Here is a 24,798-nt window from a genome sequence, read left to right as displayed (position 1 = left end):
ATCTCGCCTGGGTCGGGCAACCGGGTGTCGCTCAGCGACACCTCGTGCTGAACGCGCCGTAGGTCAGTCCACCAACGCTCGGTACGTCGCCGCCTCGAAGTCGCGGTACCCGTCGATCGATGCGGGGTCGACGAAGGGGAAGATCTGGGTGGCCCAGAAGCCGCCGATCCGGGTGTGGGGATCGATCCAGTAGTAGAGGTTGGCCAGCCCGGCCCACGACTGCGAACCCGCCTTGCGGCCGGTGGGGGTGTCGGTGTCGTTCACCATGAACGGATACGACCAGGATTTCGGTGTCCCCGGATCGAATTCGACATCGTGGCTCAGCGGCGGGATCACTCCGGGCAGCCGCCGCACCGCGAGATCGCCGATCTGGTTGCGCAACGCCGTGGTGACGGTCTCCGGGCGCAGGATCTGCTCACCGCGGTCGGAGCGGCCTTCGCGCAACCACATTCGCAGGAAGGTCAGATAGTCGGGGACGGTGGACCAGAGGCCCTGCCCGCCCATGTCGATCTCGGGATCGGCAGGCTGTTCCCAACGGTGGTTGGGGACTAGCTCGCCCCGCTTGCGCATGTGCAGTACCGCTCGCCGACGCCGGGCGTCGTCGGACAGCGCAAAACCGGTGTCGGACATGCCGAGTGGGTCGAGCACCCGCGCGGCCATCACCTCGCGGAGACGGCGTCCGGTGACGGCCTCGATGACCTGGCCGGCCCAGTCCACCCCGGAGCCGTACTCCCACTCCGTGCCGGGATCGAACAGCAGCGGGGTTCGCAATGAGGCCATCGTGGCCGTGGCGACGGCGGGCACACCGTGGTCCGCGGTCAGTCGACGGTAGTTCTCGTTGAAGAAGTCGTAACCGAAACCGGCGGTGTGCGTGAGCAATTGGTGAGTCGTGACATCGGAGGCGGGTGGCCGCAGCCGCGGCCGCCCGTCGTCGTCGAAGCCCTCGATCACCTGCAGTTCGCCGAGCGCCGGGACGTAAGTGCGGGCCGGTGCGTGCAGGTCCAGCGCGCCCTCCTCGACGAGCTGCAGGGCGACCGTCGCGGTCACCGCCTTCGTCGCCGAGAACAGAGCGAAGACGGAGTCGACGGTCATCGGCTGCTCGTCGTCGAGCGCACGCACCCCGGCGGCACCGAGGAAGACCGTCTCCTCGTCGGTCGTGACGCCCGCGACCACACCCGGCACCCGAGGTGCGCCCTCGGTCCGGGCGGTCAGGATCGGGGTCACCTCCTCGGCGAGGCGTTCGGATCGGACTGGTCCCGCAGAGCTCATGGAATGGTCTCTCCTGATCGAAGTGGAACGTGACCGGCCCCGACGAACGTCCGGAGTCGTTCGATGGCGAGGGTGAGGTCGTCGGTGGATGCGGCGTAGGACAGACGGACGTACCGGTCCGCGCCCGCGACCCCGAAGTCGTGGCCCGGGGTCAAGGCGACATGGGCTTCGGCGAGCGCCCGGTCGCAGAACTCGGCCGACGTCAGGCCCGTGGAGCCGACGTCGAGGTAGACGTAGAACGCGCCGTCGGGGATGACCGGCACGTCGAGTCCGATGTCCGCGAGCCCGTCCACGACGAGTTGCCGGCGTCGCGCGAACTCACGACGGTTCTGTTCGGCCACCGCCAGGGAATCCGGCGTGAAGCAGGCCAGCGCCGCGTACTGCGACGGCGTGGGCGGGCACACGTAGAAGTTCTGCGCCAGCCGCTCCAGCACCCCCACGAGTTCCGCGGGCACGATGCACCATCCCAGCCGCCAACCCGTCATCCCGAAGTACTTGGAGAAGCTGTTGATCACCACCGTCTCCGCGACGCCCGGCGAATCGGCGGCCAGGATGCTGCGCGGCGGCCGACCGTCCGGTCCGGGGTCGGACAGCCCGAGGTAGATCTCGTCGACGATCGACCAGCCGTCCCGGGTCGCCGCGAGCTCGCACATGGCGACGAGTTCCTCACCCGGCATCGAGGTGCCGGTCGGGTTCGACGGGGTCGCCACGATGACGCCGCGGGTCGCGTCCGTCCACGCGTCGTCGATTTCGGCGGCGGTGAGCTGGAACCGGTTGGCGGGGCTGGTCGGCAGGAGCCGGACCTGTGCGCCGAAGGCGTGCGCGAACTGGCGGTTGCACGGATAGGACGGGTCTCCGATGAGGACTTCGTCGCCCGGGTCGATCAGTGCCGCGCAGGCCATCAGGAGTGCCGCCGACGCGCCGGCGGTGACCGCCACCCGCGCCGGATCCACCGACGCCCCGAAATGGTGGCCGTAGAAGTCCGCAATCGCCTCGCGCAACTCCGGGAGGCCGAGGGCGCCGGTGTAGGCGAGGGGACGGCCGGTCGCCTCGCGGGCGGCGGCGAGGACCGCCGGCGGTGCCCCGAAATCGGGTTCGCCGATGTTCAGCTTCACGACGGAATGACCAGCCGCCTCGAGTTCGGCGGCGCGCTTCGCGAACTCCATCGCCTGGAACGGGGCGATCCCTTCGGCCCGTCGGGAGATCCTCATGGGTGACATTGTGCGCGTCGGGATATCTGGCACCGACCCCACCTCTTCGGCGGCGACGCGCACCGGCAGGCAGGATGTGGGGGTGCCCATTCCCGAATTCATCCGCGATCTGCGTGCCCAGGTCGGGACCCGCGAACTCTGGTTGTCCGGCGTCAGCGTCGTCGTCTGCGACGACGCCGGGCGGGTGCTGCTCACGCGCCGCGTCGACAACGGACAGTGGGCCGTCGTGTCCGGCGTCCTCGAACCGGGAGAGGAGCCGGCGCGGGCGGCCCTGCGCGAGGTCCGCGAAGAAACCGATGTCACCGCCGAGATCGTCAGACTGACCAGCATCGACGTCACGCCGCTGATCACCTACCCGAACGGCGACCGGACCCGCTATCTCGACGTCTGCTTCCTCGCGCGCCACGTCGACGGCGATCCCCGGGCCGCCGACGACGAGAACTCCGACGTCGCGTGGTTCGCGCCCGACGCATTGCCGTCCGACCTGACCGACACGTCGGCACTGCGGATCGAGAAGGCGCTGGCCGGCAACGCCGAGGCGTGGTTCCGACGGTAGGGGTTCCAGCGGTAGGGGGTCCCTCAGGGAAGTCCCTGAAGTTCGCCCCAGAAGTGCCGCCGAGCATCGCTTTCCGGCTTCGGCGGGCGCAGACTGGGCTCATGAGCACATCGACGAACAACACCACCGGCATGACCTTCTGGAAGGTCCTGGGCGTCATCGCGGTCGCGCTGATCGCACTGGCCGTCCTCGGCCCGCTGCTCGAGGGACTCTTCTGGATCGCCCTCGTCGCACTCGCCCTCTACGGCGGCTACATGCTGTTCCGTTCGAACAAGAAGAACACGCCCCCGACCACCTACTGACCGGGCGTCACCCGCCGAACAGCAGCCAGAGCCCGAGGAACGTGTAGAAGACCATCAGCACCATCATGGTGAGCTGCCCGGTCAGCTGGTGCCGGCGGGGCAGGAGACGCAACGATGCGTCGTGCGCCGCGGCCACTCCCAACATGTGGCCGCCGAGTACGAACGCCACCTTCAGGGTCACCGTGACCGTCGGGTGGTCACTCATCACGTACACCGGATGAGCATCGCTGAGCCACAACACATTCCATCCCCTCCCCAGCGGATCGCCGAGCGCGAGGACGGCTTCTTGTCCCTGTTCGACGAGTGACTGCAGGTAGTGGGCGAGGATGTAACCGATCACGATCGGGACCAGCGAGTGCGCCATCAGGCCGGGGAGGCGGCGCCGAAGGTCCGGTTGCACACCGCCGACCGCGCGGGCGGCCGTCCAGAACGTCACCACGACGACGCCGATGAACACCAACAGGCCTGCGGTCGAGTACACGGTGGCGGCCGCCCGGCTGTCACCGGCAGCGTCGGCGACGAGGTCCTGCCAGAACGCGATCGCCGAAAAGCTGTCGAAAGCGGTGGAGCCGAGCAGGATCGCGAGAACGGTGACGGTACCCGGGAGCACCGGGAGCACCGGGAGCGTGGGCAGCGAGTTCATCGGACTGCGGAGGATCACCCGGCCGGCGCTGTTGCGCGCGAACGGGGACAGGCGCGAGGCCACGGTGCTGTACACCGCGAACGGGTCGGCGTCCACGGTCCACCGCAACCCGAAGACCACGCCGCCGACGAGGGTGACGACCAGGTAGCAGAGAAGCCAAATCCGCACCGACGACACCGAACTCGGTTCGGGCGACGCCAATTCGAGCCAGACGAAGGCGAACAGGCCCAACGCCGCGGGCCACCAGCCCAGCCGACGCGGATACTCCCGCAGGCCGACGACCCGCGGGCCCCCGACACCTCGGGCGGCCCGCAGCAGGGTGCGGACCGGGGACAGCAGTCGCCACACCGGTCCGAGGAGTACCGACAGCACGGTCATGCCGACCCAGAGCAGCACATAGAACGCGCCCGGTAGGGGGTTCTCGTCGTTGTCGGGGCCGACGGCGGCCACGATCAGCCATGCGGTGAGAACCACTGCGGCGCCGCTGATCACGCCGCGCAACCAACGGTTGTCGACGGCCGCCGTCACCCATGCCGGTAGCTCTCGGCCGGCGTCCGGCCGACCGAATCGTGGTGTACGCCAAGCGAACGCGATGACCGCGAACGAGATGGTCAGCGCCCAGGCGCCGCCGATCAACACCGCGGTCAGCGGGACGGGCAGGTACTCCGAACCACCCAGTCCGTGGGCGAGCAGAACGTCAGTCGGCCTCGCGGGCGGGGTCATCGGCCTCGTCTCCGGTCGGGGGAGCGGTGGAATCGGGGTCGCCGCCTGCCGGCTCGGCGGCAGTGCGGCCGGCCTCGCCTGGGCGGCCTGCCGCGTCGTCCTCGTCGTCCTCGTCGTCCTCGTCGTCCTCGTCGTCCCCGCGTCGACGGTCGATGATCGCGATCGCGACGATGACGCCCACCACCAGGAACGCGGGGATCACGGCCGGCAGCGCCAGCACCAGCGGGTGCGTCGCCAGGTGGTGGACGCCGGGGTCGGCAGCGAGAGCGATCACGGCTGCGGCTGCAGTTCAGGCTCCCGCGCGCCCGATGTCGCCTCCCGGGCGTTCACCCGGCCGGCTCCCCACGACAGCGCCGCGATGAGCAGCAGCGAACACACGAGCACCACCAGGGAGGCGGCGCCGAACAGCCACGACGGGTAGTCGAAGGTGCGCTCGCGCTGCAGGATCGATATCTCCGCGACGAACGGTTTCGTCGACGTCAGCTGAGCCGGCTCGCCCTCCGCGCCGATCGCCGGGTCGGCCGGCAGATACACCGGCACGCCCGCCATCGTGGTGCCGTCCTGTACGCGCAGGATGGTCTTCCATGATCCCGACACCGGCATCGGTTCGGTGGACCGGAAGTGGTTGGGGCCGACGCGCTCCAGCCGGTCGATGACGATGCCGCGGTCATTGTCGATCCCGCCCTGCCACGACATCAGCGTGACCCACTCGGGGTCGTCGCTGAGCGCGTCGGCCGGGTCGAGGAAGACCTCGGCCGTCACGTTCTCGTCGGCAGCCTCGTTCGGCCCGGCCGGGGTGAGGACGACGCGCGCCGTGACATCCGCGGGGACCGAGACCCGCAGGCCGTTGGCGACGGCCCCGCCGATCACCAGGACGGAGAGCACGACCGCGGTGATGCTGACCCAACGGGTCGGGAGCCGCTCGCCGACGCTGACGAGACCCAGCAGCCCGCCGCACACACCGGCCGCGATGCCCACGGGGATCGCCATCGCCAACGCCTCACCCCACATGCCGGTGACCCACGGGAACGGGTAGGCCGCGGCGATCCACCAGGACTCGATCCAGAGACCGAGGGTCGCGACTCCGAGCCCGGCCACCGCGCCGAAGAGCACGCGGCGCTTGAGCAGCGGGGTCAGCGCGAGCAGTTCGATGACCACGGCCGCGCCCAGGTAGAGCGGGAAGACGTTGATCGGCGCACCCAGCGCCGGACCCACGACGACCGCGACGACACCACGCAGCAGGATCGCGAAGACGGCCGCGACGAGCGCGGCGCCCGGCCCGAGACAGATCCGCGCGGCGACGAGGGCGAACGCCCCGGCCCCGGCGATCATCATCGGCTGCAGCACGAGCCGGAACTGCTCGACGCCGAAGTCGTACTCGATCTGGAACACCGACATGCCGATCACGAGCCCGCCGAAGGCCAGGCAGCGCACGAGCCACTGGCTTCGGCCGTCGTCCGGGGCGTCGGGACCCATCGCGGCCCGGCCCTCACGATCGAGGATCACGACGGCGATGAGCGACAGGCCCGCGCCGCCGATGAGCATCAGGTGGGTCGGGCCCCAGAGGGTGACGTCCTGGCCGAAGATCCGATGCCAGACGTCGTCGAGCGGGAACCCCAGCAGTGCGTAGAAACCGCAGCCTGCCAACAGGATTCCGCCCACCGGTGCGTACCAGTGACGCGTGATCCGGATCGCCGAGCGGCCGGGCTTGTCGAAGGGGAGGAACACCGACAGCATGCCGGAGATGAACAGCAGGAACAGGCCTACCAGGATGAAGTAGTGCGCCGGGTTCGCCAGCGGCCCCTCGTCGCGACCGTCGCCGATGTGCAGGCTCACGTCCCAGAGGAAGCCGAACAGCGCGCAGATGATCGTGCTGGTGAACAGGAAGATCGGCAGCGCCGCCCACGGTGGGCGGTTCACCCGGCGCGCGGCCCATTCGGACAGCGTGGTCAGCCACGTGATCTTGCGCGTGCGATGCAGATAACCGATCCAGAGCAGTCCGACCGACACGACGGCCGCCACCGCCGACATCAGGAAGACCTGGTCGAGTGCCGCTCCACCACCCTCGGCGGCGAGATGGACGCGCGTGACATCGCTTGTTGACATGGTCGAAGTATGCACAACCGCACCCGGGTCCCGGGAGTGCATTGGGCAAAACGGCGATCACGCGCGGTGAACGGCCCGCTCAGCTCATCCGACGGGGACGCACGACGACGTCGTGCAGATCTCCTCCGGCAGCTCGATCCCCGGGAGTCCGGGGATGTCGGGCAGGCCCGGGATGCTCGGCAATCCGGGCGCCGCCGGGGTCTCCGATTCCGGGGCCGGTGCCGTTGCCGCTCCGCCCGGCACGGTTACCCGCAGCGGTGCGGCGACCGTCGGGGTCGTCCCTGTCACCGGTGGGTTGGTGCCCCAGAACTCCTCGGCTGCCCCGGTGCCCGGTGGCAGCGTGATCGTGGTGCATCCCCAGTAGATGTCGTACCTGCCGTCCGGGATCGTCGTCGTCCCACTGGGTGTCGGCGGCGTGCCCTGAGAGATTCGCAGCGGCAACGACTTCGACGAGCCGGGGGAGATGAGCGCACCGAGCTCCTCCGGTGTCTGGTATCCGAAGACGACATTGGTCGGGGCTCCGCCGGCCGGGACGCCGACGATCTCGCAGCCGATGCGCTTCGCGGCGTTGTTCGTCACCGTCAGGGTGACGGTGTTGCCGGACACCGAGGGTGTCGCGGTCACATCGCTCGGCGCTGCGGTGGCGACGGGCGCGAGGGCGGCTCCGAATGCCGCTGCGGCGCACACCGCCAGGCCGACGGTGGCTGTCCGGACTCGGTTGCTCATACGGGTGTCCTTCCACATGGGTTTTCAGTACCGACCAGGAAAAAGCAAGTCGCACGGTCGTCGAAAATATGCGGGATTTCGCATCCCGTTCGATTCTCGTCAACGATTGTCAAGTCGTTCTCACCTGACTCTGAATCACACGACCGAATCGACAGAAATATCCGGTCAATGCTCGACCCGGTCATTCTTACAGATATGGGTAATGCCCGCAGAATGAGGGTGGAAAAGACATTCGGCGTCGGATTCGCAGGTTCGAGGGGCCGGGCGGCCGTCGCGGCGCCACCGAACACCCGGTGGCCTACGCGTCGGCTCGGTAATCTACTCGCGACGCAGGACGCCCGAACAGCAGGGCGACCGAACAGACCGGGGACGCCATGCCGACGGTGATCGCGACCATCAGTCTCAAGGGCGGGGTCGGGAAAACCACGCTCACGGGAGGCCTCGCCGACTTCCTCGCCGGCGTCTTCGGCAAGAAGGTGCTGCTCGTCGACCTGGACGCCCAGACCAACCTGACGACGATGATGATCGGGCAGGAACACTGGCTGACGTGCAACGCCCGGCGGCACACCGTCGCGACACTCTTCACCGACCTGCTCGACGGCACGGAATCGTTCGACCTCGAGGGCAGCGTGCAGCGCGATGTCTCGACCGTGGCCGGGCTCACCGGGATCGACCTGCTGCCGTCGTCCCTGGACCTCATCGAACTGGCCGAGGAGCTCAGTGCTCACCGGGTTGCTGCGGACGACCATCTGGCGGCCGTGGAGGTACTGACGAACGCGTTGGCCCCCATCGCCGGGCAATACGACTACATCCTCGTCGACTGCCCGCCCAACGTCGGACCGTTCAGCCTCAACGGGCTGGCGATGGCCGCCGCATATCTGATCCCGACCATCCCGGATGTCCTGTCCACATATGCGATTCCGCACATCCAGCGTCAGGTCGCCGATTTCGGCACCGAATTGGGGCGGGAAATCGTCGAATTGGGGGTCGTGATCACCAAGTACCGGGCGGCGTCGACGCTCCATCAGGACACGGTGCGGCGACTGAGACGGGACACCTCGATCCAGAACGTCCTGCCGACCTACCTGCACGAGGGCAATGCGATCGGTGCCGCCGCCGACTTCGCAACCTGGCCGAGCCTGCATGCGAAGTACGGCTACCACGGCCACTACGAACAGTTCCGCGATCTGACCCGCGCCGTGATGGTCGAGGCCGAAGCCAAACTCGCTCGGGCCGAACTCGCTCGGGCCGAACTCTCGGGGGCGGTTCCGAGTTCCCGCGGCCCATTCGATCGACCGACGCCGAACCGCAGCACAGGCGTCTAAGTTCATCTCAGCCGCCGACCGGTGGCGCCTCGCTCGACTCCTCAGGAGCTCCCATCATGCGCAAAGTGCACATCACCTCGGTTCTCGGCGCCGCAGCACTGGCCGTCGTCCTCACGGCGTGCGGTTCCGATGACTCGGCGTCGGGTGGCACCGACGCGGAGGCCACCGTGACCGTCGACGGTCAGGAACTGGAACTGGCGGACAAGACGGTCGGGTGCACCGACGCCGCGGGCAAGGTGACCATCGGGATCGGATCGGGTGGGGGCTCGGGTATCGGCGTCGTCCTGACGTCGGGTGACTCGCCCGAGGTGGAGTCCGTGGGGCTGGGCTCGCTCGACGGTGTGGTGCTGGCCTATCAGAAGGGTGCCGGCGGCGGCAGCGGCGAGGTCACCAAGGACGGGGACACCTACACGGTCACCGGTGACGCATCCGGGATCGATCCCGCCAATCCGACCGAGCCCGTGACCAAGTCCTACGAGATCAAGGTGACCTGCCCCTGATCCCGGTTCCGCCGCTTGGTCTCGGTCCGGTGACCGGTCCGGTCTCGATGTGTACACATTTTCCGCGGACACTGTTTGACGCTCTGTCGGTCTGGGTACGTTCCGATTCGTAGCGATTCGAGAGGTCTTCGCGATCTCTAACGATTTGCACAACGGATCACGACGACCATAGGAGGCAGACATGCTGGGAATTGGCATCATCGCGTGGATCATCATCGGCGGCCTGGCCGGCTGGATCGCCAGCAAGATCATGAAGACAGATGCGCAGCAGGGCATCATCCTCAACATCGTCGTCGGTGTCATCGGCGGCCTCCTCGGCGGCTGGCTGCTGACGTTGTTCGGCGTCGACGTCGAGGGCGGGGGCTGGATCTTCAGCTTCATCACCTGCCTGGCGGGCGCATGCATCCTGCTGTTCCTCGTGAAGCTGGTGACCGGCCGCGGTCGTACCCGCGTCTGAGGTCCACCGGATACGTCCGACTCAACTCCGCCCCGGCTCGACGTTCGCACCGAACGTCGGGCCGGGGCGGAGTCGCGTCAGGGCCGTGTCCGGTGCGCGCATGTGCGTACGTTGGATTGGGTACGAGAGTGGCGACCGCACAAGTGAGCAACCGAAAGTGAGCATCCAGTGACCCGAGTGGCGATCATCGGCGGACACGGCAAGATAGCGCTGCGGCTGGCGCGGATTCTGTCGGAACGCGGCGACGAGGTGACCTCGATCATCCGCAATCCCGAACACGCCGAAGACGTCGCGGACACCGGGGCCGTTCCCGTGGTCGCCGACGTCGAGACCCTCGACACCACCGGCATCGCCACCGCGATCTCCGGCCACGACGCGGTGGTGTGGACCGCGGGGGCCGGCGGTGGCGACCAGAAGCGGACGTACGCCGTGGACCGCGATGCCGCGATCCGGTCCATGGACGCCGCCGTGCGGGCCGGAATCCGCCGGTACGTGATGGTGTCCTACTTCGGCGCCGGACCCGATCACGGTGTGCCCGAGGACAACTCTTTCCACGCCTACGCCGAGGCCAAGGCGGCAGCGGACACCTACCTGAAGTCCACGGAACTCGACTGGTCGATCCTCGGACCCAGCAAGCTGACCGACGAGGACGGCACCGGCAGCATCACGCTCGGTGGCGACCGGGTCGAGGGTGACGAGGTCAGCCGGGACAACGTCGCCCAGGTCGCGGCGGCCGTTCTCGACCATCCGGCGGCGGTGCACGAGGTGATCGAGTTCAACGACGGCGACACCCCGATCCTCGATGCCTTCCCACGGTCCTGAGGAGCCGGATTCCCCTCTTGCCGCCGTTATCGCGGCTTGTCGCGCGATCGTCGGCGACGCGCATGTCCTCACCGACCCGGACGCCACGGCAGGGTTCCTGACCGACTGGACCGGGCGGCATCGCGGAGCGGCGGAGGCGGTGGTCCGGCCCCGCACCACCGACGAGGTCTCGCGCGTGCTCACCGAATGCGACCGGTCGGGCATCCGGGTCTGCGCGCAGGGCGGCAACACCGGACTCGTCGGCGGCTCGGTGCCACCGGCCGCCGCCGTCGGCGAGCGCTGGATCGTGCTGTCGACGGTGCGGATGACCGACATCGACGAGGTGGACACCGTCGGTCGTTGTGTCGGCGCCCAGGCCGGCGCGACCGTCGAATCCATCGACCTCCGCGCCGCGGCGCACGGCCTGTCGTTCGGTATCGACCTCGCCTCCCGCCAGAGCGCGACCGCGGGCGGGGTCGTGTCGACCAATGCCGGTGGGACGCGGATGATCCGGCGGGGCAACGCGAGGTCGCAGATCGCGGGGATCGAGGCCGTCCTGGCCGACGGCCGGGTCCTCCGCCGGTGGACATCCCTCGTCAAAGACAATGTGGGATACGACCTTCCAGCTCTCCTGGCCGGCAGCGAGGGAACCCTCGCGGTGATCACCCGGGTCCTGTTCCGACTCGTCGCGCCGCCCTCGGCCGCGACCGTCGCGGTCGCCTCGATCGAGCGCGTCGAGAACGCCATCGGGCTGATCGGCGCCGCGTCGGCGGCGGGACTGACCGTCGAGGCCGCCGAACTGATGACCGAGGCCGGGGTTGCGCTCGTCGCCGAGTACGGGCACCGGCGCCCGACGACGACGCCGGGACCGTTCTATGTCCTTCTCGAGGCGTCGGGGACCGGGGACATCGAGACCGCCACCACCGAACTCCTCGGTGATGCCACCGGGATCATCGACGCCGTGCTCGCGCCGGCGCCGGCTCGCGCCCTGTGGTCCGGTCGCGAGGGCCACACCGAGGCCATCGCCCGGTCGAGCGCGACACCGGTCGTCAAGCTCGACATCTCGGTTCCGATCCGGGCACTGCCCGAGGCATTCGCCGAACTGTCCCGTGTGGGTGTCGAAAACGAATTTTTCTGTCGGCCGATTCTTTTCGGACACGTCGGTGACGGCAACATCCACGTCAACCTGCTCGACGTCCCGCCGGCGCAGGCCGGCGCGGTCACCGACCACGTGTTCGGGATCGTGGCCGCCAACGGCGGGAGCATCAGTGCCGAGCACGGTATCGGCCGCGCGAAGTCGGCCTGGACGCACCTCGGCCGCGACGCCACCGACCTTGCGACCGTGCGCGCGATCAAGGACGCGCTGGACCCGCGGGGAACCCTGAACCCGGGGGTGATCTTTCCGTGAGGACCGAACCGGTGGACCGAACCCGGCGGCGCGGGCGGCGGGCGCACGGAAATCCTGCGATCATGCACGGGTGGCTGATGTGAACCTCGATGGGTTGACCGCACTGGCGGATCGCTACGGCGTCGCTTCCAGCTATGTCGGCTGGGGTGACGAGCGGCACGAGGTGGACCAGGACACATTGGTCGCGGTGCTCCGGGCGCTAGACGTCCCCGCGGGTTCGCCCGAGGAGATCGAGAACTCGATTCGCGAGATCGACGAACAACCGTGGCGTGAGTTCGTCCCCGCCGTGACCGTCGTGACCGAGGGCTCGGGAGCCACGTTCGCCGTGCATGTTCCGCACGGGCACCTGGTGAAGGTGTGGGTGGTCAGCGAAACCGGTGACGACGTCGCGGCCCCCCAACTCGATGTCTGGGTCGAGCCGCGCGAGGTCGACGGCGTGCTGATCGGCCGTGCGACGTTCGCCGTGCCCGACGACCTCCCCACCGGATATCACCAGATCAAGGCGATCGATCTCGACGATTCATCGGCCTCGAGCGCGCCCCTGATCGTGACGCCGCGCCGACTGCACACCGCCGACCGGCTGATCGGCCGGAAGCGATGGGGACTCGCCGCGCAGCTGTACTCGATCCGATCGGCTGACTCGTGGGGCGTGGGCGACTTCGCCGATCTCGCCGGGATCTGCGAGGTGGCCGCCAGTGCGTACGGCGCCGACTTCGTCCAGGTCAATCCACTTCACGCCGCCCAGCCGAAAGCGCCGATCGAGGCGTCGCCGTACCTGCCGGTGACAAGACGATTCGTCAACCCGCTCTACATCCGGATCACCGACATCCCCGAGCTGGACGGGCTGTCGAAGTCGCAGCACAAGTGGGTCAAGGCGTTGAAGCGCAGCTTCCTCGACGAGAACACCGCGACCGACAAGATCCGGCGCAACAGGGCATTCCGCGCCAAGCTGGAAGCGCTCGAACTCATCTACGGCGTCCCGCTCGCCCCGGCTCGTGCGCACGCCTACCGCGCATTCCGGCGCCGGGAGGGGAAGGGCCTCAAGCGTTTCGCGACGTGGTTCGCGCTGGCCGAGCGGTACGACGCCGACGACCCGCGCTGGCAGGGCAAGTTCGCAGACCCCGCGTACATGAAGAAGAAGCGTCGAAAGATGGCCCGGCGCATCGACTTCCACATGTGGCTGCAGTGGATCTGCGACGAACAACTGGCCACCGCCGCGCACGCGGCGCGATCGGCCGGCATGGAGATCGGTGTGATGGCCGACCTCGCGGTCGGGGTCGCACGGCACAGCGCCGATGCGTGGGCCCTCGGTGACGTACTCGCCTCCGGTGCGACGGTGGGGGCGCCGCCCGACGGTTTCAACCAGCAGGGCCAGGACTGGGACCAACCGCCGTGGCATCCACGACGCCTCGCCGAGGCCGGTTACGAGCCCTACCGCGACATGATCCGCACCGTCCTCCGACACGCGGGCGGTGTGCGCGTCGACCACATCCTGGGATTGTTCCGGCTCTGGTGGATACCCGACGGCAGCAGCCCGGCCCAGGGCACCTACGTGCACTACGACAGCGAGGCGCTGATCGGCATCCTGGCGCTCGAGGCGCAGCGCGCCGACGCGGTGGTCGTCGGTGAGGATCTCGGGGTGTTCGAACCGTCGGTGCAGGACTCACTCCGCGAACGCGGAATCCTCGGCACCTCGATCCTGTGGTTCGAACAGGGGCCCGACGCCGCGACCCCGCCCGAGGACTACCGCGAGCTGTGTCTGACCTCGGTGACGACCCACGATCTGCCGCCGACCGTGGGATATCTGGCGGGCGACCACATCACGCTGCGATCGCGGCTGGGCCTGCTCGCCTCCGGGGAGGACGCGGAGCGGGCGCGCGATGCACGTGAACGCGACGCCGTCCTCGAACTCGCCTACGAACGCGGCCTGCTGTCCCGGGACACCCCGCTGACCAACCCGAAGGTCGTCGATGCGTTGTATGCGGTGATCGCCCGCAGCCCGTCGGTACTGCTGAGCGTGGCCCTCGTGGATGCGGTGGGGGAGCGGCGAATCCAGAACCAGCCGGGTACCGACAGCAGTCAGTACCCGAACTGGTGTGTCCCGCTGGCCAATTCGGAGGGCGACGTCGTGCTCGTCGAGGACCTCGTCAGCAGCGTGCGCTTCCGCCGCCTCATCTCGGTGCTCAACGAGTCGGGCGTGCCAGGTTCCTGACCGAGACGATGGTCAGTACGAGTGCGATGAGGGCCAGCACGGCGACCCCGATGTTGAAGGCGATCCCGGCGGGCCGGAGACCCCAGTGCTGCGCGGTGATTCCCTGGCCGACGATCGGGATCGAGATCGCGACGTAGGCGACGACGAAGTAGGTCGAGGTGACCTCGGCCTTGCGTCCCGCCGGGGTCGCCGCGACCACCGACGCCAGTCCCTTGCTGAACGACATGCCCTGCCCCACACCGCAGATCACCGCTCCGCCCAGCAACGCCGGGGTCGATGCGGCGACCAGTCCCAGGATCGACAGGCCGGTCCCGAGGATGAGGATGGCGCAGCCGGCGATCAGGGCCGGTTCGGTCGGCATCCGGCGCACGACGATCTGGGTGACCGCTGAGGACGCGAACAGGACGAACACCAGGAAACCGGTGAACGCGTGGTCGTCGATGCCGAGGATGTTCGTGACGAAGGACGGCATCACGCCGGTGAAGGTGCCCATCACCGCGAATCCGGCGAAGGCCGCGATCGACGCCCGGACGAAGACGCCGCGGATGTCGGCCGGGACCGACAGCCGCTGGATGCTCAGCCGGGCGCCGGGGACGACGTCCACCGTCTCGGGCAGCCGCCAGATGCCGAGGAAGACCAGGACCAGTAGCGCCAGATCGAGTACGAACGGGGTGTGCAGCGGGGACGGGGCGTACTCGGCGAGGACTCCGGCGATCAGCGGTCCGAGGCCCAGGCCGCCGATGTTGGCCGCGGTCGCCACGGCCGGGGCGCGTCCCCGCCACGACGCGGGGGCCAGTTCGATGACCGCGGTGGTGGCGGCGCCGGCGTAGATGCCCGCGGACAGACCCGACAGCACCCGGCCCAGCAGCAACTGCCAGACCGGGCCGGCCGTGAGGAAGACGACGGCGCTGACCGCCGACAGAATCGCGCCGGCGATGAGCATCTTGCGCCGGCCGATGACGTCGGACCAGCGTCCGAAGCCGATCAGCGCGGCGATGACGCCGGCGGCGTACACGGCGAAGATCACGGTCGTGGTGGTCACGCCGAAACCGAGTTCCTCGCCGTAGATCGCGTAGAGCGGTGTGGGCAGCGTGGTGCCCAGCATGATCACGGCGAAGGCGTAGACCGCCGCGGCGAAGGATGCGCCGGTCGGCGCAGGGGAGGCGGGGGTATGCGAACGGTCAGACATGGCAGCTGACACGCTACCGCCGCGTCCGGGAGGGTCCGGCCCTGGTCTCCCGGCTGTGTGCTGGGTTACGGTAACTGTCGGTAACGGTAATTCAGGGTGAGCGAAGAGGGGGTGTCGGATGCAACCAGAACTCGACGTCGTGATCGTGGGTGCCGGCTTCGGCGGGATGGGTGCCGCGATCGAACTGAAGCGACAGGGCTTGGACAACATCGCGATCCTCGAGCGGGAGGACGACCTGGGCGGGACGTGGCACGTGAACCACTACCCGGGACTCGCCGTCGACATCGCGTCGGTCACCTACTCCTATTCCTTCGAGCCCAACCCGTACTGGTCCCGGCTGTTCGCCCCCGGAGCGGAGCTGAAGCGTTACGCCCACCACGTCGCCGACAAGTACGACCTCAAGCGGCACATGGAATTCGGAACGGTCGTCGAGTCCGCGACCTGGGACCCCGACGAGCAGCTGTGGCGCGTCCGCACCGGGTCCGGCACCGAACGCACGGCGCGTTATCTGGTGACCGCGACCGGGTTCCTGTCCCAGCCGCACGTCCCGGAGTTCCCGGGCATCAAGAACTTCGCGGGCACGATCCTGCACACCGCGGACTGGCAGGACGGGTTCGACTTCACCGGTAAGAAGGTCGCCGTGATCGGTACCGGCGCGACCGCGGTGCAGCTCATCCCAGAGATCGCCGCCCGCGCCGAGGCCCTGACCGTCTTCCAGCGCACCGCGATCTGGGTGGTGCCCAAGATCGACTTCGCGATCCCGCCGCTCGTCCAGCAACTGTTCGGCCGGTTCCCGCTCACCCAGCGTGCTGCGCGACTGGTGAACTCGTCGCTTCTCGAAGTGCTGATGGTGTTCGGCGTCCTGCACTACAAGCAGGTGAAGCCCGGCAACAAACTCGCCGCCCGACTGGCCCAGGCGCACCTGCGGCGCCAGGTCGCCGACCCGGAACTACGGCGGAAGCTCACCCCGGACTACGACTTCGGCTGCAAACGCCCCACCTTCTCCAACACCTACTTCGCCAGCTTCGCCCAGCCGAACGTGAGCCTGCAGACCAGCGGCATCGCCCGCCTCGAAGCCGATGCGATCCTCGCCGCGGACGGCACCCGGACCGAGATCGACACCCTCGTTCTCGCCACCGGGTTCAACCTCTGGGACACCAACTTCCCGGCCTTCGACATCGTCGGCCGGGACGGGCGCAACCTCGGCGAGTTCTGGCGCGAGAACCGCTTCCAGGCCTACGAGGGCGTCACCGTCCCGAAGTTCCCGAACCTGTTGTCCCTCAACAGTCCTTACTCCTACAGCGGCCTGTCGTACTTCACGACCATCGAAGGGCAGATGAAGCACATCGCCCGCCTCTTCGGAGAACTGCGCCGCCGCGGGCAACGGACGTTCGAGGTGACCGAGGAGGCCAACGACGCCTTCCTCGACGAGGTGACCGATCGTCTGCAGTCCTCGGTGTTCTACAACGGGGACTGCGCGACGTCACGCAGTTACTACTTCAACCAGCACGGCGAGGCGACGCTGCTCCGCCCGGCCTCGACGCTGCGGACTCTCCGCGAGATGGACTCGTTCCCGTTGCGCGACTACGAGTTCAGCTGAGCGCTCCTCTCCGACAGCTCCCTGAGGAGCGCCCGGAGTTTGCGGCGGGCCCGCCCTCACCCCTTGCTCCCTGAGGAGCGCCCGGAGCTTGCGGAGGGCGCGTCACGAAGGGTTCAGCAACTCCGGCCCGTTGTTGGCGACGCGGTTGACCAGCGGGGCGACCTCGCGGATCGCGATCGCATCGACCAGCGACTCGGCGGGTGGGGCGAACAGCTCATCGGGTGCCCGGCCGTCCGGGTCGAGCCAGGCATCCCAGTGTTCGTACGGCATGATCAGCGGCATCCGGTCATGGACGTCGCGCAGCTCCCCGACCGCGTCGGTGGTGAGGATGGAACAACTGAGCAGTGGCTGGGCGGCCTTCTCGGACGACTCGGGGTCGGTCTTGGGGTGCCAGACCGACCACAACCCGGCCATGAAGAGCCGGGTCCCGTCCTGCGGCGACATGAAGAACGGGATCTTGGTGGGTTTGCCCTTGCTGTCGGCCGGACCCTTCTTCCACTCGTACCAGCCGTCCATCGGCACGAGGCAACGCCGCGACTTGACCGACGAACGGAACGAACTCTTCTCCGCGGCGCTCTCGGCGCGCGCGTTGAACAGCAGCGGCCCCTTCCCGACCTCCTTCGCCCACGGCGGCACCAGCCCCCAGCGCATCGCGCGGACGCGGAGCAGCGGATCGTCGTCGGGATCGTCGGGCGAGTGGCGCTTGACGACGGTCATCACGGTCGTGGTCGGCGCGACGTTGTAGTTCACGCCCGGTGACCGGGGCGCCGCATCGAGATCGGTGGAGTCCGCACCCGCCGGCTCGGGTACCTCGTTGACCGCATCGATCTCCGCTGCCAGCTTCGCCGGGTCGGTGGTCACCGCATAGCGTCCGCACATGGTGTCCATGCTGCCCTAATGGTGGCCCGGCCTCGTGATGAGTGTCCGTTCCGATGACCGACGATCAGGCGACGGCGATGTCGGCGACGACGGCCTCGGTGACGGACACCAGATCGGCCGGGGCCAGCTCGATCTCGAGCCCGCGCTTGCCGGCGCTGCACAGCACCCGGTCGAAGTGCGTGGCCGACGAGTCGACGACGGTCGGCAACCGGGTCCGCTGGCCGACCGGGGACACGCCGCCGAGAACGTAGCCGGTGGTCCGGGTGACCGCCTTGGCGTCGGCCATCTTCGCCTTCGACGCGCCGAGTGCGGCGGACGCCGATTTGAGCGACAGCTTGGCCGGCACCGGGACCACCGCCACCGCCAGGCCGGGCCGGTCCCCGCCGGAGAGTTCGATGACCAGCGTCTTGAAGATCTGCTCGGCACGGACACCGAGGGTTTCGGCGAGAGCGGCGACCGCCTCCGCGCCGTAGGCCTCCGATCGGGGGTCGTGCGCGTACCGGTGCACCGAGTGGTCGATCCGGGCGCGTTCGAGCGCGGCGATCGCCGGGGTGGACGCCATGGTCGGTTACCTCCTGGTCGTGAGCGGGGTCGCGGCTGAGCGCGTGCGCACGAGGCCGCGGTGATCCGCGCCGAGACGATCGCGGGGGCGGGCCGGGAACAAACCGCGCGGTGCGCTCTGTTGGGACTGATCGGACAACGGACGTATGAAGACGGACACGAAGGAGGTCAGAGGCATATGAGCACAGCGGCCGTGATGGAGCTCCCGCAGCGCGTCGAACCGAGGCCTCTCTCGGTGGGGGACGGGTCGGTAAGCTTGATCGACAACATCTCCGTGATGCCTCCCATCGAAGGGATCGTAGTGTCCGACACAGAAGCATCCGACACAGAGTCACCCGATTCCGGCCGTACCGGGAGCGCCAAGGCGCCTCGCCGGGCCGATCCGAACGAGTCGCCGGAGCAGCTGACCGAGCGGTTCGAGCGTGACGCGCTGCCGCTGCTCGACCAGATGTACGGTGCCGCGCTGCGGATGACCCGCAATCCCGCCGACGCCGAGGACCTGGTCCAGGAGACCTACATCAAGGCGTTCACCGCGTTCGCGTCGTTCCGGGAGGGCACCAACCTCAAGGCCTGGCTCTACCGGATTCTCACCAACACCTACATCAACGGCTACCGCAAGAAGCAGCGTCAGCCCGCGCAGTACCCGACCGACGAGATCACCGACTGGCAGATCGCGGCGACCGCCGAACACACCTCGCAGGGGTTGCGGTCGGCGGAGATCGAGGCGCTCGACGCCCTCCCCGACGACGAGATCAAGGCCGCGCTGCAGGAATTGCCGGAAGACTTCCGGATGGCCGTCTACTACGCCGATGTGGAAGGCCTGCCGTACAAGGAGATCGCCGAGATCATGGACACCCCGATCGGTACCGTCATGTCCCGACTGCACCGCGGTCGCCGTCAGCTGCGTGAGCTGCTGGCCGACGTCGCGCGTGAGCGCGGGTTCAATCGTTCCGCACGTGCGGCGGCGGATGCGGAGGTGGCGCGATGAGCGACGTCGATCCGGAGCTGACCCAGCTCGACTGCTCGGCCGTCATCGCCGATGTCTGGCTCCTGCTGGACAACGAGTGCGACCAGAACGCCCGGGAACGACTCCAGGGCCATCTCGACTCCTGCCCGTCGTGCCTGGCGCACTACGGCATCGAGCAGCAGCTCAAGGCGCTCGTCAACCGGAAGTGCGGCGGCGACCAGGCACCGCAGAGCCTGCGCGACCGTCTGCGCATCGAGATCCGCAAGACCGTGATCGTGCACGAGGTCTCCGAATCCGATCGCTGATCGCGTCGAGAACACACCAAAAAGCCCGGGCGGCCTGTGAAGGCCGTACCCGGGCTTTTTGGCTTGCTCGCTCGCCGAGACCGCGTGGTGCGGTGATCAGGCGTTGGGGCGCTTGCCGTGGTTGGCAGCGTTCTTCTTACGAGCACGCTTCTTGCGTCCGCGCTTTCCCATGACGCATCTCCTTCATTGCGGGGCGGGCGCCGTGGGACCGGGCCCGCCGTGTACTGGTTCAGCTGTGCTGAGACAACCCTGGCATCGGCCGGGGAGGACATCCCTGGTTTCATCCGGGGAAGACATCCCTGGTGATCGGGACATCACAGTGTCTCAGGGATTCTCCCACGTACCAAAAACACCTCTGCTGACGCCCCCGGCACCGGGACCTCCGGGTATGACGCCGTGGGCTAATTTGGGTGCATGGCAGAAGACGTTGTGGCAGAGATCGTCGCGAGTGTCCTCGAGGTGCGCGTCGCCGCGGGGGAGCAGATCGAGGTCGGCGACACCCTGGTCCTGCTGGAGTCGATGAAGATGGAGATCCCCGTGCTGGCCGAGGAGCCGGGCACGCTCGCCGAGGTCAAGGTCGAGGTCGGCGACGTCATCCAGGCCGGCGATGTGATCGCCGTCTACGAGTAGTAGTGAACCGGCCCCGGCCCGTCGTCGCCCCCGTGTCCTGAGATGTCCACCCTCTCCGACCTGCTCGCCGAACACACCACGCTGTCCGACTCGGCAGCCGCGCATCTGCAGCGCCTCGTCGCCGAATGGCAACTGCTCGCCGACCTCTCGTTCGCCGACCTCCTGTTGTCGGTGCGCACGGAGGCGGGCGCGGTCGTCACGGTCGCGCAATGCCGTCCCAACACGGCCTCGACGGTCTTCCCGACGGACGAGGTCGGCCGCGTCATCGACACCGAAGCACATCCACAGGTGTTGCGCGCCTTCACCTCCGCCCGCATCCTGCGCGACGAGGACCCCACCTGGTTCGGCGCGACGGCCATGCGGCAGGAAGCGGTTCCGGTCGGCTTCGACGGCGAGGTGATCGCCGTGGCGACCCGAGCTGTCGACCTCACCCACCCGCGCCTGCCGTCGCCGCTCGAACTCGCCTATCAGGACTCGGCCGACGATCTGTGCCAGATGGTCGCCGACGGCACGTTTCCGCACGAGGAGGGGAATCCGCGCGGGCTGTCGACGCCCCGCGCCGGCGACGGCTTCGTCCGTCTCGATGGACAGGGCCTCGTCACCTACACCAGCCCGAACGCGCTGTCGGCCTTCCACCGGATGGGGTGGACCGCCGAACTCAATCACACGCGCTTGTCCGACGTCGTCAAGCAACTCATCACCGAACCGTTCGAGGCCGACGACGTCGCACTGATGCTCGACATCGCGGCCGGCGTCGCCGAGATCCCGACCGGCCCCTACCGCGACATCGGGATGCGCGTGGAGGCAGACGCCCGCCGCGCGACGGCCCTGATCCGCGCCGTGCCGCTCCGTCCGCGGGGCGAGACGACCGGAACCGTCGTCCTGATCCGGGACGTCACCGAGGTCAAGCGACGCGACCGCGCACTCATCAGCAAAGACGCCACCATCCGCGAGATCCACCACCGGGTGAAGAACAACCTGCAGTCGGTCTCGGCGCTGTTGCGACTACAGGCGCGGCGCACGTCGAACTCCGATGCCCGCGAGGCGCTCAACGAGGCGGTGCGCCGAGTGGCCTCCATCGCGCTCGTCCACGAGTTGTTGTCGGGCAGCGTGGACGAGGAGGTCGACCTCGACGAGGTCGTCGATCGTCTGGTCCCGATCCTGGTCGATGTCGCGTCGGGGGAGGCGAGGGTGGCTGTGCGCCATCGCGATCGGCTCGGCGTGCTGACCGCCGAACTCGCGATGCCGCTGGTGATGGTCCTCACCGAACTCATCCAGAACGCGATCGAACACGGCTTCGACGGCGCGCCGCACGATGACGCCGAGATCGCGGTCGTCGCCGAACGGGATGTGCGCGGCCTTCGAATAGCGGTCCGCGACAACGGTTCCGGTCTTCCGGAGCATTTCGATCTGGCCACGTCCGACCATCTCGGCCTGCAGATCGTCAAGACCTTGGTGTCCATCGAACTGGGCGGTGAACTCGATGTCCGGTCCAATCCGGGTGGCACGGGAACCGAAGTGGGTGTCTACATTCCGCTACGCTCGTGAGCCGTGGTCGCGGACCGCATTGTCTGACCGCGGTTTCCGCCGGACAGTGGGGACGAGTGCACGAAAAAACCCGGCCGTGGCCGGGTTTCTTCGAGTCCGGGGCGACGCCGGCCGTCGAGGCCTAGACGCTGCTCCGGGTACGCGTACGTGCGGTACGGCGCTTGAGTGCGCGTCGCTCGTCCTCGCTCATGCCGCCCCACACTCCGGCATCCTGGCCGGACTCGAGGGCCCACGACAGGCAGTCGGCGGTGACGGGGCACCGCGCGCAGACGAGCTTCGCGTCGGCGACCTGTGCGATGGCCGGGCCGCTGGTCCCCACGGGGAAGAACAGTTCCGGATCCTCGTCGCGACAGATGGCCTTGTGACGCCAGTCCATTCCACTACTCCTTCGGGCGCGTTCGCACCACTCGATCGTCTTGCTGGTGATTGTCGGCTGTAACTCTCAGTTCACGCGGCGCACCAAATGTTTCCGCGTTGTTGCTTGTGAATACTTTCACGAATCGGGCCGAAGTCAATGGGTTTGCTTCACACGTGGGCAACATCACGTCACCCGCCTAGCACTCCGGTCGCGGACTCCCGAAGGGGGGTCCGGGCACTTTGTCTCACGGCCTTGTTGTAGCCTACGCGTCTCGCGGCGGTACTGTCGACGACTTTCTGCAGGTCGCGACCCCGTCGCCGGTGAAAAACGCTCGTGACGTGGCCGGACGCCGAGGGTATTGTTCACCACATGCGTCGACGATGTTGATCCACACCGCCCCGGCGGCCCCACCGCAGGCTGACAGCCGCGGCGGTGGGCTCCGCCCTCCTCGAAGATCTCATCCCGCTCTACCCGCTGTACGCCGTCCTCTTCGCCGACCCCGGGATTCCGGGCGCCGGGCTCGGGCCCGCCGAGATCTCGGCGCTGTTCGTGATCTGGTCGGTGTCGTCGGTGATCGTCGAGGTCCCCACCGGTGTGCTGGCCGACCGCGTGTCCCGACGGAAGCTGCTGGTCGCCGGTCCGCTGATCACCGCGTCGGGTTTCGCGCTGTGGACGGTGGCGCCGTCGTTCGTCGCCTTCGCTGCCGGATTCGTCCTGTGGGCCCTCGGTGGAGCGTTGCGGTCCGGCACGACACAGGCGCTGGTCTACGACGAGCTGAACCGGCTGGGGCGCTCGCATGACTACGCCCGACTGACCGGGCTCATGCGGGCGGCCGGGGCCATCGGAGTGATCGGCGGCACCGCGGCGGCCGCACCGTTGTTCGCGTGGGGCGGTTACGACGCCGCGGGCGCCGCCAGCGTCGTCGCCTGCGTGTTGTGTTCGGTGATGTCGGCGATGCTGCCCGAGAAGGGTCGAGAGGCCGCCGCCGATCCACCGGAACCCGAGGACGCGGACCCCGACCTCGGTTGGCGGGAGATCGTCCGCCACGGCTGGGGCTCGGTGCGGACGCAGCCGGTCGCACGGCGCATGTTGCTGCTGGGCGTGGCGCTGACCTGGGTCGCGGCGCTCGACGAGTATCTCCCGTTGCTGATCGCGTCGTTCGTGGTCGACGCCGCCGCCGAGCCCGATCCGGCGGCGGTCGCGCTGCTGATGATCGTGGTGTCGGTCGGTGACATCGGCGGCGCGCTCGCGGCGGGGTGGTTCCGGTCGGTCGACGCGATCGGGCCGGCGGTGGGGGTGGGCGCGGTCGTGCTCATCGGGTCGGCGCTGTGGGGGCACCCGGTGGGGGCCGCCGGCGTCGCGACGGCGTTCGGGATCCTGGGGTGGGCGCGTGTCGTGGCCGACGCCGAGCTGCAGGACCATCTGAGTTCGGCATCGCGGGCCACCGTCACCTCGCTGGCCGGGATGGGCGAGGAGGTGGTCGCGATCCTGGCCTTCGCCGGCTGGGCGCTGGGGTCGACATGGCTGGGTCCGGCCGGGCTCTTCGCGGCGGCGGCGCTGCCCTACGTCGTGATGTCGGCGGTGCTGATCGGCGGTGCGATGACCGTGAGGGCGTCGCGGCGATGACGAAAACGTATGTCGCGGAACGCCCCGATGTAATCGCCGTCCATCTGTACGTCGATCGGGGCCTCCGCGCGGAAGCACACCTCGTCGACGTCGTCATCCCGAAAGAGGTGGCGTGCCTTGGGATCTGCCTGTGACAGGAGTCGCGTCGCCAGTGGGAGGTTACGGAACACGCCGGTGGAGGTCGCCACGAACACCCCGAGGCCGGTGTGGAAACCGGTGCCGGGGTTGGTGCGGATCTCGCGCGGTCCGAGATAGGTCCACGGGCTGGTGTTGGACACGAAACCGTAACACGCGCCGACGATCCGGTCCCGGCCGGGGATCTCGACGTCGAACGTGGCCGACGAACCGGACTGCTTCAGGAAGCTGGTGATCGTGGTCCACAGGTATCGGGCCGGCGTCGCGGTCTTGCCCGCGTGCCGCTTGTCCTCCATCGCGTGGATGACGACCGCGTCCATGCCCATGCCCGTGTTGAACAGGAACCAGCGGTCATCGGTGTGGCCGAGTCCGATCCGGCGACTGCGTCCCGCGTCGAGGAGGGTGATGATCTGCTGTGTCGCGAGCAGCGGGTCGGGATCGACCCCCAGCGTGCGCGCGAAGACGTTGGCGCTACCGCCGGGGATCACGGCCAGGGCGGGCCGCCGCCGGTCGGGATCGCTGCTCGACGGCGGGTCGAGCAGTCCGTTGGCGGCCTCGTTCACCGATCCGTCGCCGCCGTGCACGATGACGGTGTCGAAGTCCTCGGCCGCGGCGCGCGCGGCGAGCTCGAACGCATGCCCGCGGTGCGTGGTGAGTTCGACGTCGAGGTGGAAATGCGCGCTCAGGGTGTGCGCCAGCGCGTCGCGGCCGGCCGGACTGGTCGCGGTGGCGAACGGGTTGACGATCAGCATGACACGCAC

Annotated in this window: 26 protein-coding genes; 14 read left to right on the top strand and 12 right to left on the bottom strand. The window is 68.5% G+C overall.

Annotation, left to right across the window (positions count from 1 at the left end; genetic code table 11):
* Nucleotides 1-63: 63 nt before the first annotated feature.
* Both LEL84_RS08475 and LEL84_RS08470 read right to left on the bottom strand, forming a co-directional pair.
* A complete protein-coding gene (locus tag LEL84_RS08475; RefSeq protein WP_226513792.1) occupies nucleotides 64-1,269 on the bottom strand; it encodes a serine hydrolase domain-containing protein in 1,206 nt (401 codons plus the stop codon).
* On the bottom strand, nucleotides 1,266-2,480 hold the full coding sequence (locus LEL84_RS08470) for a pyridoxal phosphate-dependent aminotransferase (RefSeq protein ID WP_226513791.1): 1,215 nt from the start codon (nucleotides 2,478-2,480) through the stop codon (nucleotides 1,266-1,268). The genes LEL84_RS08475 and LEL84_RS08470 overlap by 4 nt, the downstream gene beginning before the upstream one ends.
* A gap of 82 nt (nucleotides 2,481-2,562) precedes the next feature.
* Here LEL84_RS08470 and LEL84_RS08465 point away from each other — a divergent pair, with 82 nt between their 5' ends.
* Both LEL84_RS08465 and LEL84_RS08460 read left to right on the top strand, forming a co-directional pair.
* Entirely contained in the window at nucleotides 2,563-3,036 is a 474-nt protein-coding gene (locus tag LEL84_RS08465) for an NUDIX hydrolase (RefSeq protein ID WP_068971499.1), read from the top strand.
* Between the two features lie 101 nt (nucleotides 3,037-3,137).
* Nucleotides 3,138-3,338, top strand: a complete 201-nt coding sequence (locus LEL84_RS08460) for a hypothetical protein (RefSeq protein ID WP_078113354.1) — start codon at nucleotides 3,138-3,140, stop codon at nucleotides 3,336-3,338.
* A 7-nt stretch (nucleotides 3,339-3,345) separates the two neighbouring features.
* On the opposite strand, the gene LEL84_RS08455 is transcribed toward LEL84_RS08460, so the two are convergent.
* The 4 genes from LEL84_RS08455 to LEL84_RS08440 form a co-directional block, all read right to left on the bottom strand.
* Entirely contained in the window at nucleotides 3,346-4,704 is a 1,359-nt protein-coding gene (locus tag LEL84_RS08455) for a hypothetical protein (RefSeq protein ID WP_226513790.1), read from the bottom strand.
* A complete protein-coding gene (locus LEL84_RS08450) occupies nucleotides 4,679-4,978 on the bottom strand; it encodes a hypothetical protein (protein ID WP_226513789.1) in 300 nt (99 codons plus the stop codon). Before LEL84_RS08450 ends, LEL84_RS08455 begins: the two co-directional genes overlap by 26 nt.
* Nucleotides 4,975-6,810, bottom strand: coding sequence for a hypothetical protein (locus tag LEL84_RS08445; protein WP_065631870.1), 1,836 nt, complete (start codon nucleotides 6,808-6,810; stop codon nucleotides 4,975-4,977). Before LEL84_RS08445 ends, LEL84_RS08450 begins: the two co-directional genes overlap by 4 nt.
* A gap of 84 nt (nucleotides 6,811-6,894) precedes the next feature.
* Nucleotides 6,895-7,536, bottom strand: a complete 642-nt coding sequence (locus LEL84_RS08440; RefSeq protein WP_065631902.1) for a hypothetical protein — start codon at nucleotides 7,534-7,536, stop codon at nucleotides 6,895-6,897.
* 374 nt (nucleotides 7,537-7,910) lie between these two features.
* Here LEL84_RS08440 and LEL84_RS08435 point away from each other — a divergent pair, with 374 nt between their 5' ends.
* The 6 genes from LEL84_RS08435 to malQ all read left to right on the top strand — a co-directional run bounded on the left by LEL84_RS08435 (nucleotide 7,911) and on the right by malQ (nucleotide 14,239).
* Nucleotides 7,911-8,861 carry a ParA family protein gene (locus tag LEL84_RS08435; RefSeq protein WP_226513788.1) on the top strand — a complete coding sequence of 317 codons (951 nt, stop codon included), beginning with the start codon at nucleotides 7,911-7,913 and terminating at the stop codon, nucleotides 8,859-8,861.
* Between the two features lie 56 nt (nucleotides 8,862-8,917).
* The gene (locus LEL84_RS08430; protein ID WP_226513787.1) at nucleotides 8,918-9,361 is read left to right on the top strand and encodes a lipoprotein LpqH; all 444 of its coding nucleotides are present in this window, start codon (nucleotides 8,918-8,920) and stop codon (nucleotides 9,359-9,361) included.
* 181 nt (nucleotides 9,362-9,542) lie between these two features.
* On the top strand, nucleotides 9,543-9,818 hold the full coding sequence (locus LEL84_RS08425; RefSeq protein WP_004023462.1) for a GlsB/YeaQ/YmgE family stress response membrane protein: 276 nt from the start codon (nucleotides 9,543-9,545) through the stop codon (nucleotides 9,816-9,818).
* Nucleotides 9,819-9,986: 168 nt separating this feature from the next.
* A complete protein-coding gene (locus LEL84_RS08420) occupies nucleotides 9,987-10,640 on the top strand; it encodes an SDR family oxidoreductase (RefSeq protein ID WP_226513786.1) in 654 nt (217 codons plus the stop codon).
* Nucleotides 10,621-12,027: an FAD-binding oxidoreductase gene (locus LEL84_RS08415; protein WP_226513785.1), complete on the top strand. Its 1,407-nt coding sequence runs from the start codon at nucleotides 10,621-10,623 to the stop codon at nucleotides 12,025-12,027. The genes LEL84_RS08420 and LEL84_RS08415 overlap by 20 nt, the downstream gene beginning before the upstream one ends.
* Before the next feature lie 79 nt (nucleotides 12,028-12,106).
* Nucleotides 12,107-14,239 carry a 4-alpha-glucanotransferase gene (gene malQ, locus LEL84_RS08410; protein ID WP_226514272.1) on the top strand — a complete coding sequence of 711 codons (2,133 nt, stop codon included), beginning with the start codon at nucleotides 12,107-12,109 and terminating at the stop codon, nucleotides 14,237-14,239.
* Here the strand turns inward: malQ and LEL84_RS08405 are convergent.
* Nucleotides 14,211-15,428, bottom strand: coding sequence for an MFS transporter (locus LEL84_RS08405; protein WP_137810413.1), 1,218 nt, complete (start codon nucleotides 15,426-15,428; stop codon nucleotides 14,211-14,213). The two genes, malQ and LEL84_RS08405, sit on opposite strands and share 29 nt — an antisense overlap.
* A 118-nt stretch (nucleotides 15,429-15,546) precedes the next feature.
* On the opposite strand from LEL84_RS08405, the gene LEL84_RS08400 reads away from it, so the two are divergent.
* On the top strand, nucleotides 15,547-17,028 hold the full coding sequence (locus LEL84_RS08400) for a flavin-containing monooxygenase (RefSeq protein ID WP_226513784.1): 1,482 nt from the start codon (nucleotides 15,547-15,549) through the stop codon (nucleotides 17,026-17,028).
* 102 nt (nucleotides 17,029-17,130) lie between these two features.
* On the opposite strand, the gene LEL84_RS08395 is transcribed toward LEL84_RS08400, so the two are convergent.
* Both LEL84_RS08395 and ybaK read right to left on the bottom strand, forming a co-directional pair.
* The gene (locus LEL84_RS08395) at nucleotides 17,131-17,907 is read right to left on the bottom strand and encodes an SOS response-associated peptidase (RefSeq protein ID WP_226514271.1); all 777 of its coding nucleotides are present in this window, start codon (nucleotides 17,905-17,907) and stop codon (nucleotides 17,131-17,133) included.
* A gap of 64 nt (nucleotides 17,908-17,971) precedes the next feature.
* Complete coding sequence (gene ybaK, locus LEL84_RS08390; RefSeq protein ID WP_226513783.1) at nucleotides 17,972-18,469, bottom strand: Cys-tRNA(Pro) deacylase; 498 nt, start codon at nucleotides 18,467-18,469, stop codon at nucleotides 17,972-17,974.
* Between the two features lie 177 nt (nucleotides 18,470-18,646).
* Here ybaK and LEL84_RS08385 point away from each other — a divergent pair, with 177 nt between their 5' ends.
* Both LEL84_RS08385 and rsrA read left to right on the top strand, forming a co-directional pair.
* Nucleotides 18,647-19,456, top strand: a complete 810-nt coding sequence (locus LEL84_RS08385; protein ID WP_058251904.1) for a sigma-70 family RNA polymerase sigma factor — start codon at nucleotides 18,647-18,649, stop codon at nucleotides 19,454-19,456.
* Nucleotides 19,453-19,740, top strand: a complete 288-nt coding sequence (rsrA, locus tag LEL84_RS08380; protein ID WP_055475556.1) for a mycothiol system anti-sigma-R factor — start codon at nucleotides 19,453-19,455, stop codon at nucleotides 19,738-19,740. Before LEL84_RS08385 ends, rsrA begins: the two co-directional genes overlap by 4 nt.
* 96 nt (nucleotides 19,741-19,836) lie before the next feature.
* On the opposite strand, the gene LEL84_RS24900 is transcribed toward rsrA, so the two are convergent.
* Nucleotides 19,837-19,911 (bottom strand): 50S ribosomal protein bL37, encoded by a 75-nt coding sequence (locus tag LEL84_RS24900; protein WP_369758845.1) that lies wholly within the window; start codon nucleotides 19,909-19,911, stop codon nucleotides 19,837-19,839.
* Nucleotides 19,912-20,154: 243 nt separating this feature from the next.
* Between LEL84_RS24900 and LEL84_RS08375 the strand changes: the two genes are divergently transcribed.
* Together LEL84_RS08375 and LEL84_RS08370 are read left to right on the top strand one after the other, a co-directional pair.
* Nucleotides 20,155-20,370, top strand: coding sequence for a biotin/lipoyl-binding carrier protein (locus LEL84_RS08375; protein ID WP_055475555.1), 216 nt, complete (start codon nucleotides 20,155-20,157; stop codon nucleotides 20,368-20,370).
* A 42-nt stretch (nucleotides 20,371-20,412) separates the two neighbouring features.
* The gene (locus LEL84_RS08370; RefSeq protein ID WP_226513782.1) at nucleotides 20,413-21,918 is read left to right on the top strand and encodes a sensor histidine kinase; all 1,506 of its coding nucleotides are present in this window, start codon (nucleotides 20,413-20,415) and stop codon (nucleotides 21,916-21,918) included.
* 121 nt (nucleotides 21,919-22,039) lie between these two features.
* Here LEL84_RS08370 and LEL84_RS08365 read toward each other — a convergent pair whose 3' ends face one another.
* The gene (locus tag LEL84_RS08365) at nucleotides 22,040-22,294 is read right to left on the bottom strand and encodes a WhiB family transcriptional regulator (protein WP_004023450.1); all 255 of its coding nucleotides are present in this window, start codon (nucleotides 22,292-22,294) and stop codon (nucleotides 22,040-22,042) included.
* A 414-nt stretch (nucleotides 22,295-22,708) separates the two neighbouring features.
* Between LEL84_RS08365 and LEL84_RS08360 the strand changes: the two genes are divergently transcribed.
* Nucleotides 22,709-23,902: an MFS transporter gene (locus LEL84_RS08360; protein ID WP_226513781.1), complete on the top strand. Its 1,194-nt coding sequence runs from the start codon at nucleotides 22,709-22,711 to the stop codon at nucleotides 23,900-23,902.
* Here LEL84_RS08360 and LEL84_RS08355 read toward each other — a convergent pair.
* A complete protein-coding gene (locus tag LEL84_RS08355; protein WP_226514270.1) occupies nucleotides 23,839-24,789 on the bottom strand; it encodes a diacylglycerol/lipid kinase family protein in 951 nt (316 codons plus the stop codon). The two genes, LEL84_RS08360 and LEL84_RS08355, sit on opposite strands and share 64 nt — an antisense overlap.
* Nucleotides 24,790-24,798: the final 9 nt, after the last annotated feature.

Origin of the sequence: Gordonia sp. WA4-43, from assembly GCF_020520305.1 — a bacterium.
Taxonomy (GTDB): Bacteria; Actinomycetota; Actinomycetes; order Mycobacteriales; family Mycobacteriaceae; genus Gordonia; species Gordonia hongkongensis.
Note: the sequence above shows the minus strand (reverse complement) of the source record. Positions and strands in the feature narration are given on the sequence as shown.

Bases quoted from the DNA above. Each gene is read 5' to 3' on its own strand.
- rsrA (WP_055475556.1), top strand. From the start codon at position 19,453: ATGAGCGACGTCGATCCGGAGCTGACCCAGCTCGACTGCTCGGCCGTC.
- LEL84_RS08460 (WP_078113354.1), top strand. From the start codon at position 3,138: ATGAGCACATCGACGAACAACACCACCGGCATGACCTTCTGGAAGGTC.
- LEL84_RS08370 (WP_226513782.1), top strand. From the start codon at position 20,413: ATGTCCACCCTCTCCGACCTGCTCGCCGAACACACCACGCTGTCCGAC.
- LEL84_RS08455 (WP_226513790.1), bottom strand. From the start codon at position 4,704: ATGACCCCGCCCGCGAGGCCGACTGACGTTCTGCTCGCCCACGGACTG.
- LEL84_RS08395 (WP_226514271.1), bottom strand. From the start codon at position 17,907: ATGTGCGGACGCTATGCGGTGACCACCGACCCGGCGAAGCTGGCAGCG.
- LEL84_RS08400 (WP_226513784.1), top strand. From the start codon at position 15,547: ATGCAACCAGAACTCGACGTCGTGATCGTGGGTGCCGGCTTCGGCGGG.
- LEL84_RS08435 (WP_226513788.1), top strand. From the start codon at position 7,911: ATGCCGACGGTGATCGCGACCATCAGTCTCAAGGGCGGGGTCGGGAAA.
- LEL84_RS08355 (WP_226514270.1), bottom strand. From the start codon at position 24,789: ATGCTGATCGTCAACCCGTTCGCCACCGCGACCAGTCCGGCCGGCCGC.
- LEL84_RS08405 (WP_137810413.1), bottom strand. From the start codon at position 15,428: ATGTCTGACCGTTCGCATACCCCCGCCTCCCCTGCGCCGACCGGCGCA.
- ybaK (WP_226513783.1), bottom strand. From the start codon at position 18,469: ATGGCGTCCACCCCGGCGATCGCCGCGCTCGAACGCGCCCGGATCGAC.
- LEL84_RS08430 (WP_226513787.1), top strand. From the start codon at position 8,918: ATGCGCAAAGTGCACATCACCTCGGTTCTCGGCGCCGCAGCACTGGCC.
- LEL84_RS08470 (WP_226513791.1), bottom strand. From the start codon at position 2,480: ATGAGGATCTCCCGACGGGCCGAAGGGATCGCCCCGTTCCAGGCGATG.
- LEL84_RS08385 (WP_058251904.1), top strand. From the start codon at position 18,647: ATGAGCACAGCGGCCGTGATGGAGCTCCCGCAGCGCGTCGAACCGAGG.
- LEL84_RS08440 (WP_065631902.1), bottom strand. From the start codon at position 7,536: ATGAGCAACCGAGTCCGGACAGCCACCGTCGGCCTGGCGGTGTGCGCC.
- LEL84_RS08475 (WP_226513792.1), bottom strand. From the start codon at position 1,269: ATGAGCTCTGCGGGACCAGTCCGATCCGAACGCCTCGCCGAGGAGGTG.
- LEL84_RS08365 (WP_004023450.1), bottom strand. From the start codon at position 22,294: ATGGACTGGCGTCACAAGGCCATCTGTCGCGACGAGGATCCGGAACTG.
- LEL84_RS08375 (WP_055475555.1), top strand. From the start codon at position 20,155: ATGGCAGAAGACGTTGTGGCAGAGATCGTCGCGAGTGTCCTCGAGGTG.
- LEL84_RS08425 (WP_004023462.1), top strand. From the start codon at position 9,543: ATGCTGGGAATTGGCATCATCGCGTGGATCATCATCGGCGGCCTGGCC.
- LEL84_RS08415 (WP_226513785.1), top strand. From the start codon at position 10,621: ATGCCTTCCCACGGTCCTGAGGAGCCGGATTCCCCTCTTGCCGCCGTT.
- LEL84_RS08445 (WP_065631870.1), bottom strand. From the start codon at position 6,810: ATGTCAACAAGCGATGTCACGCGCGTCCATCTCGCCGCCGAGGGTGGT.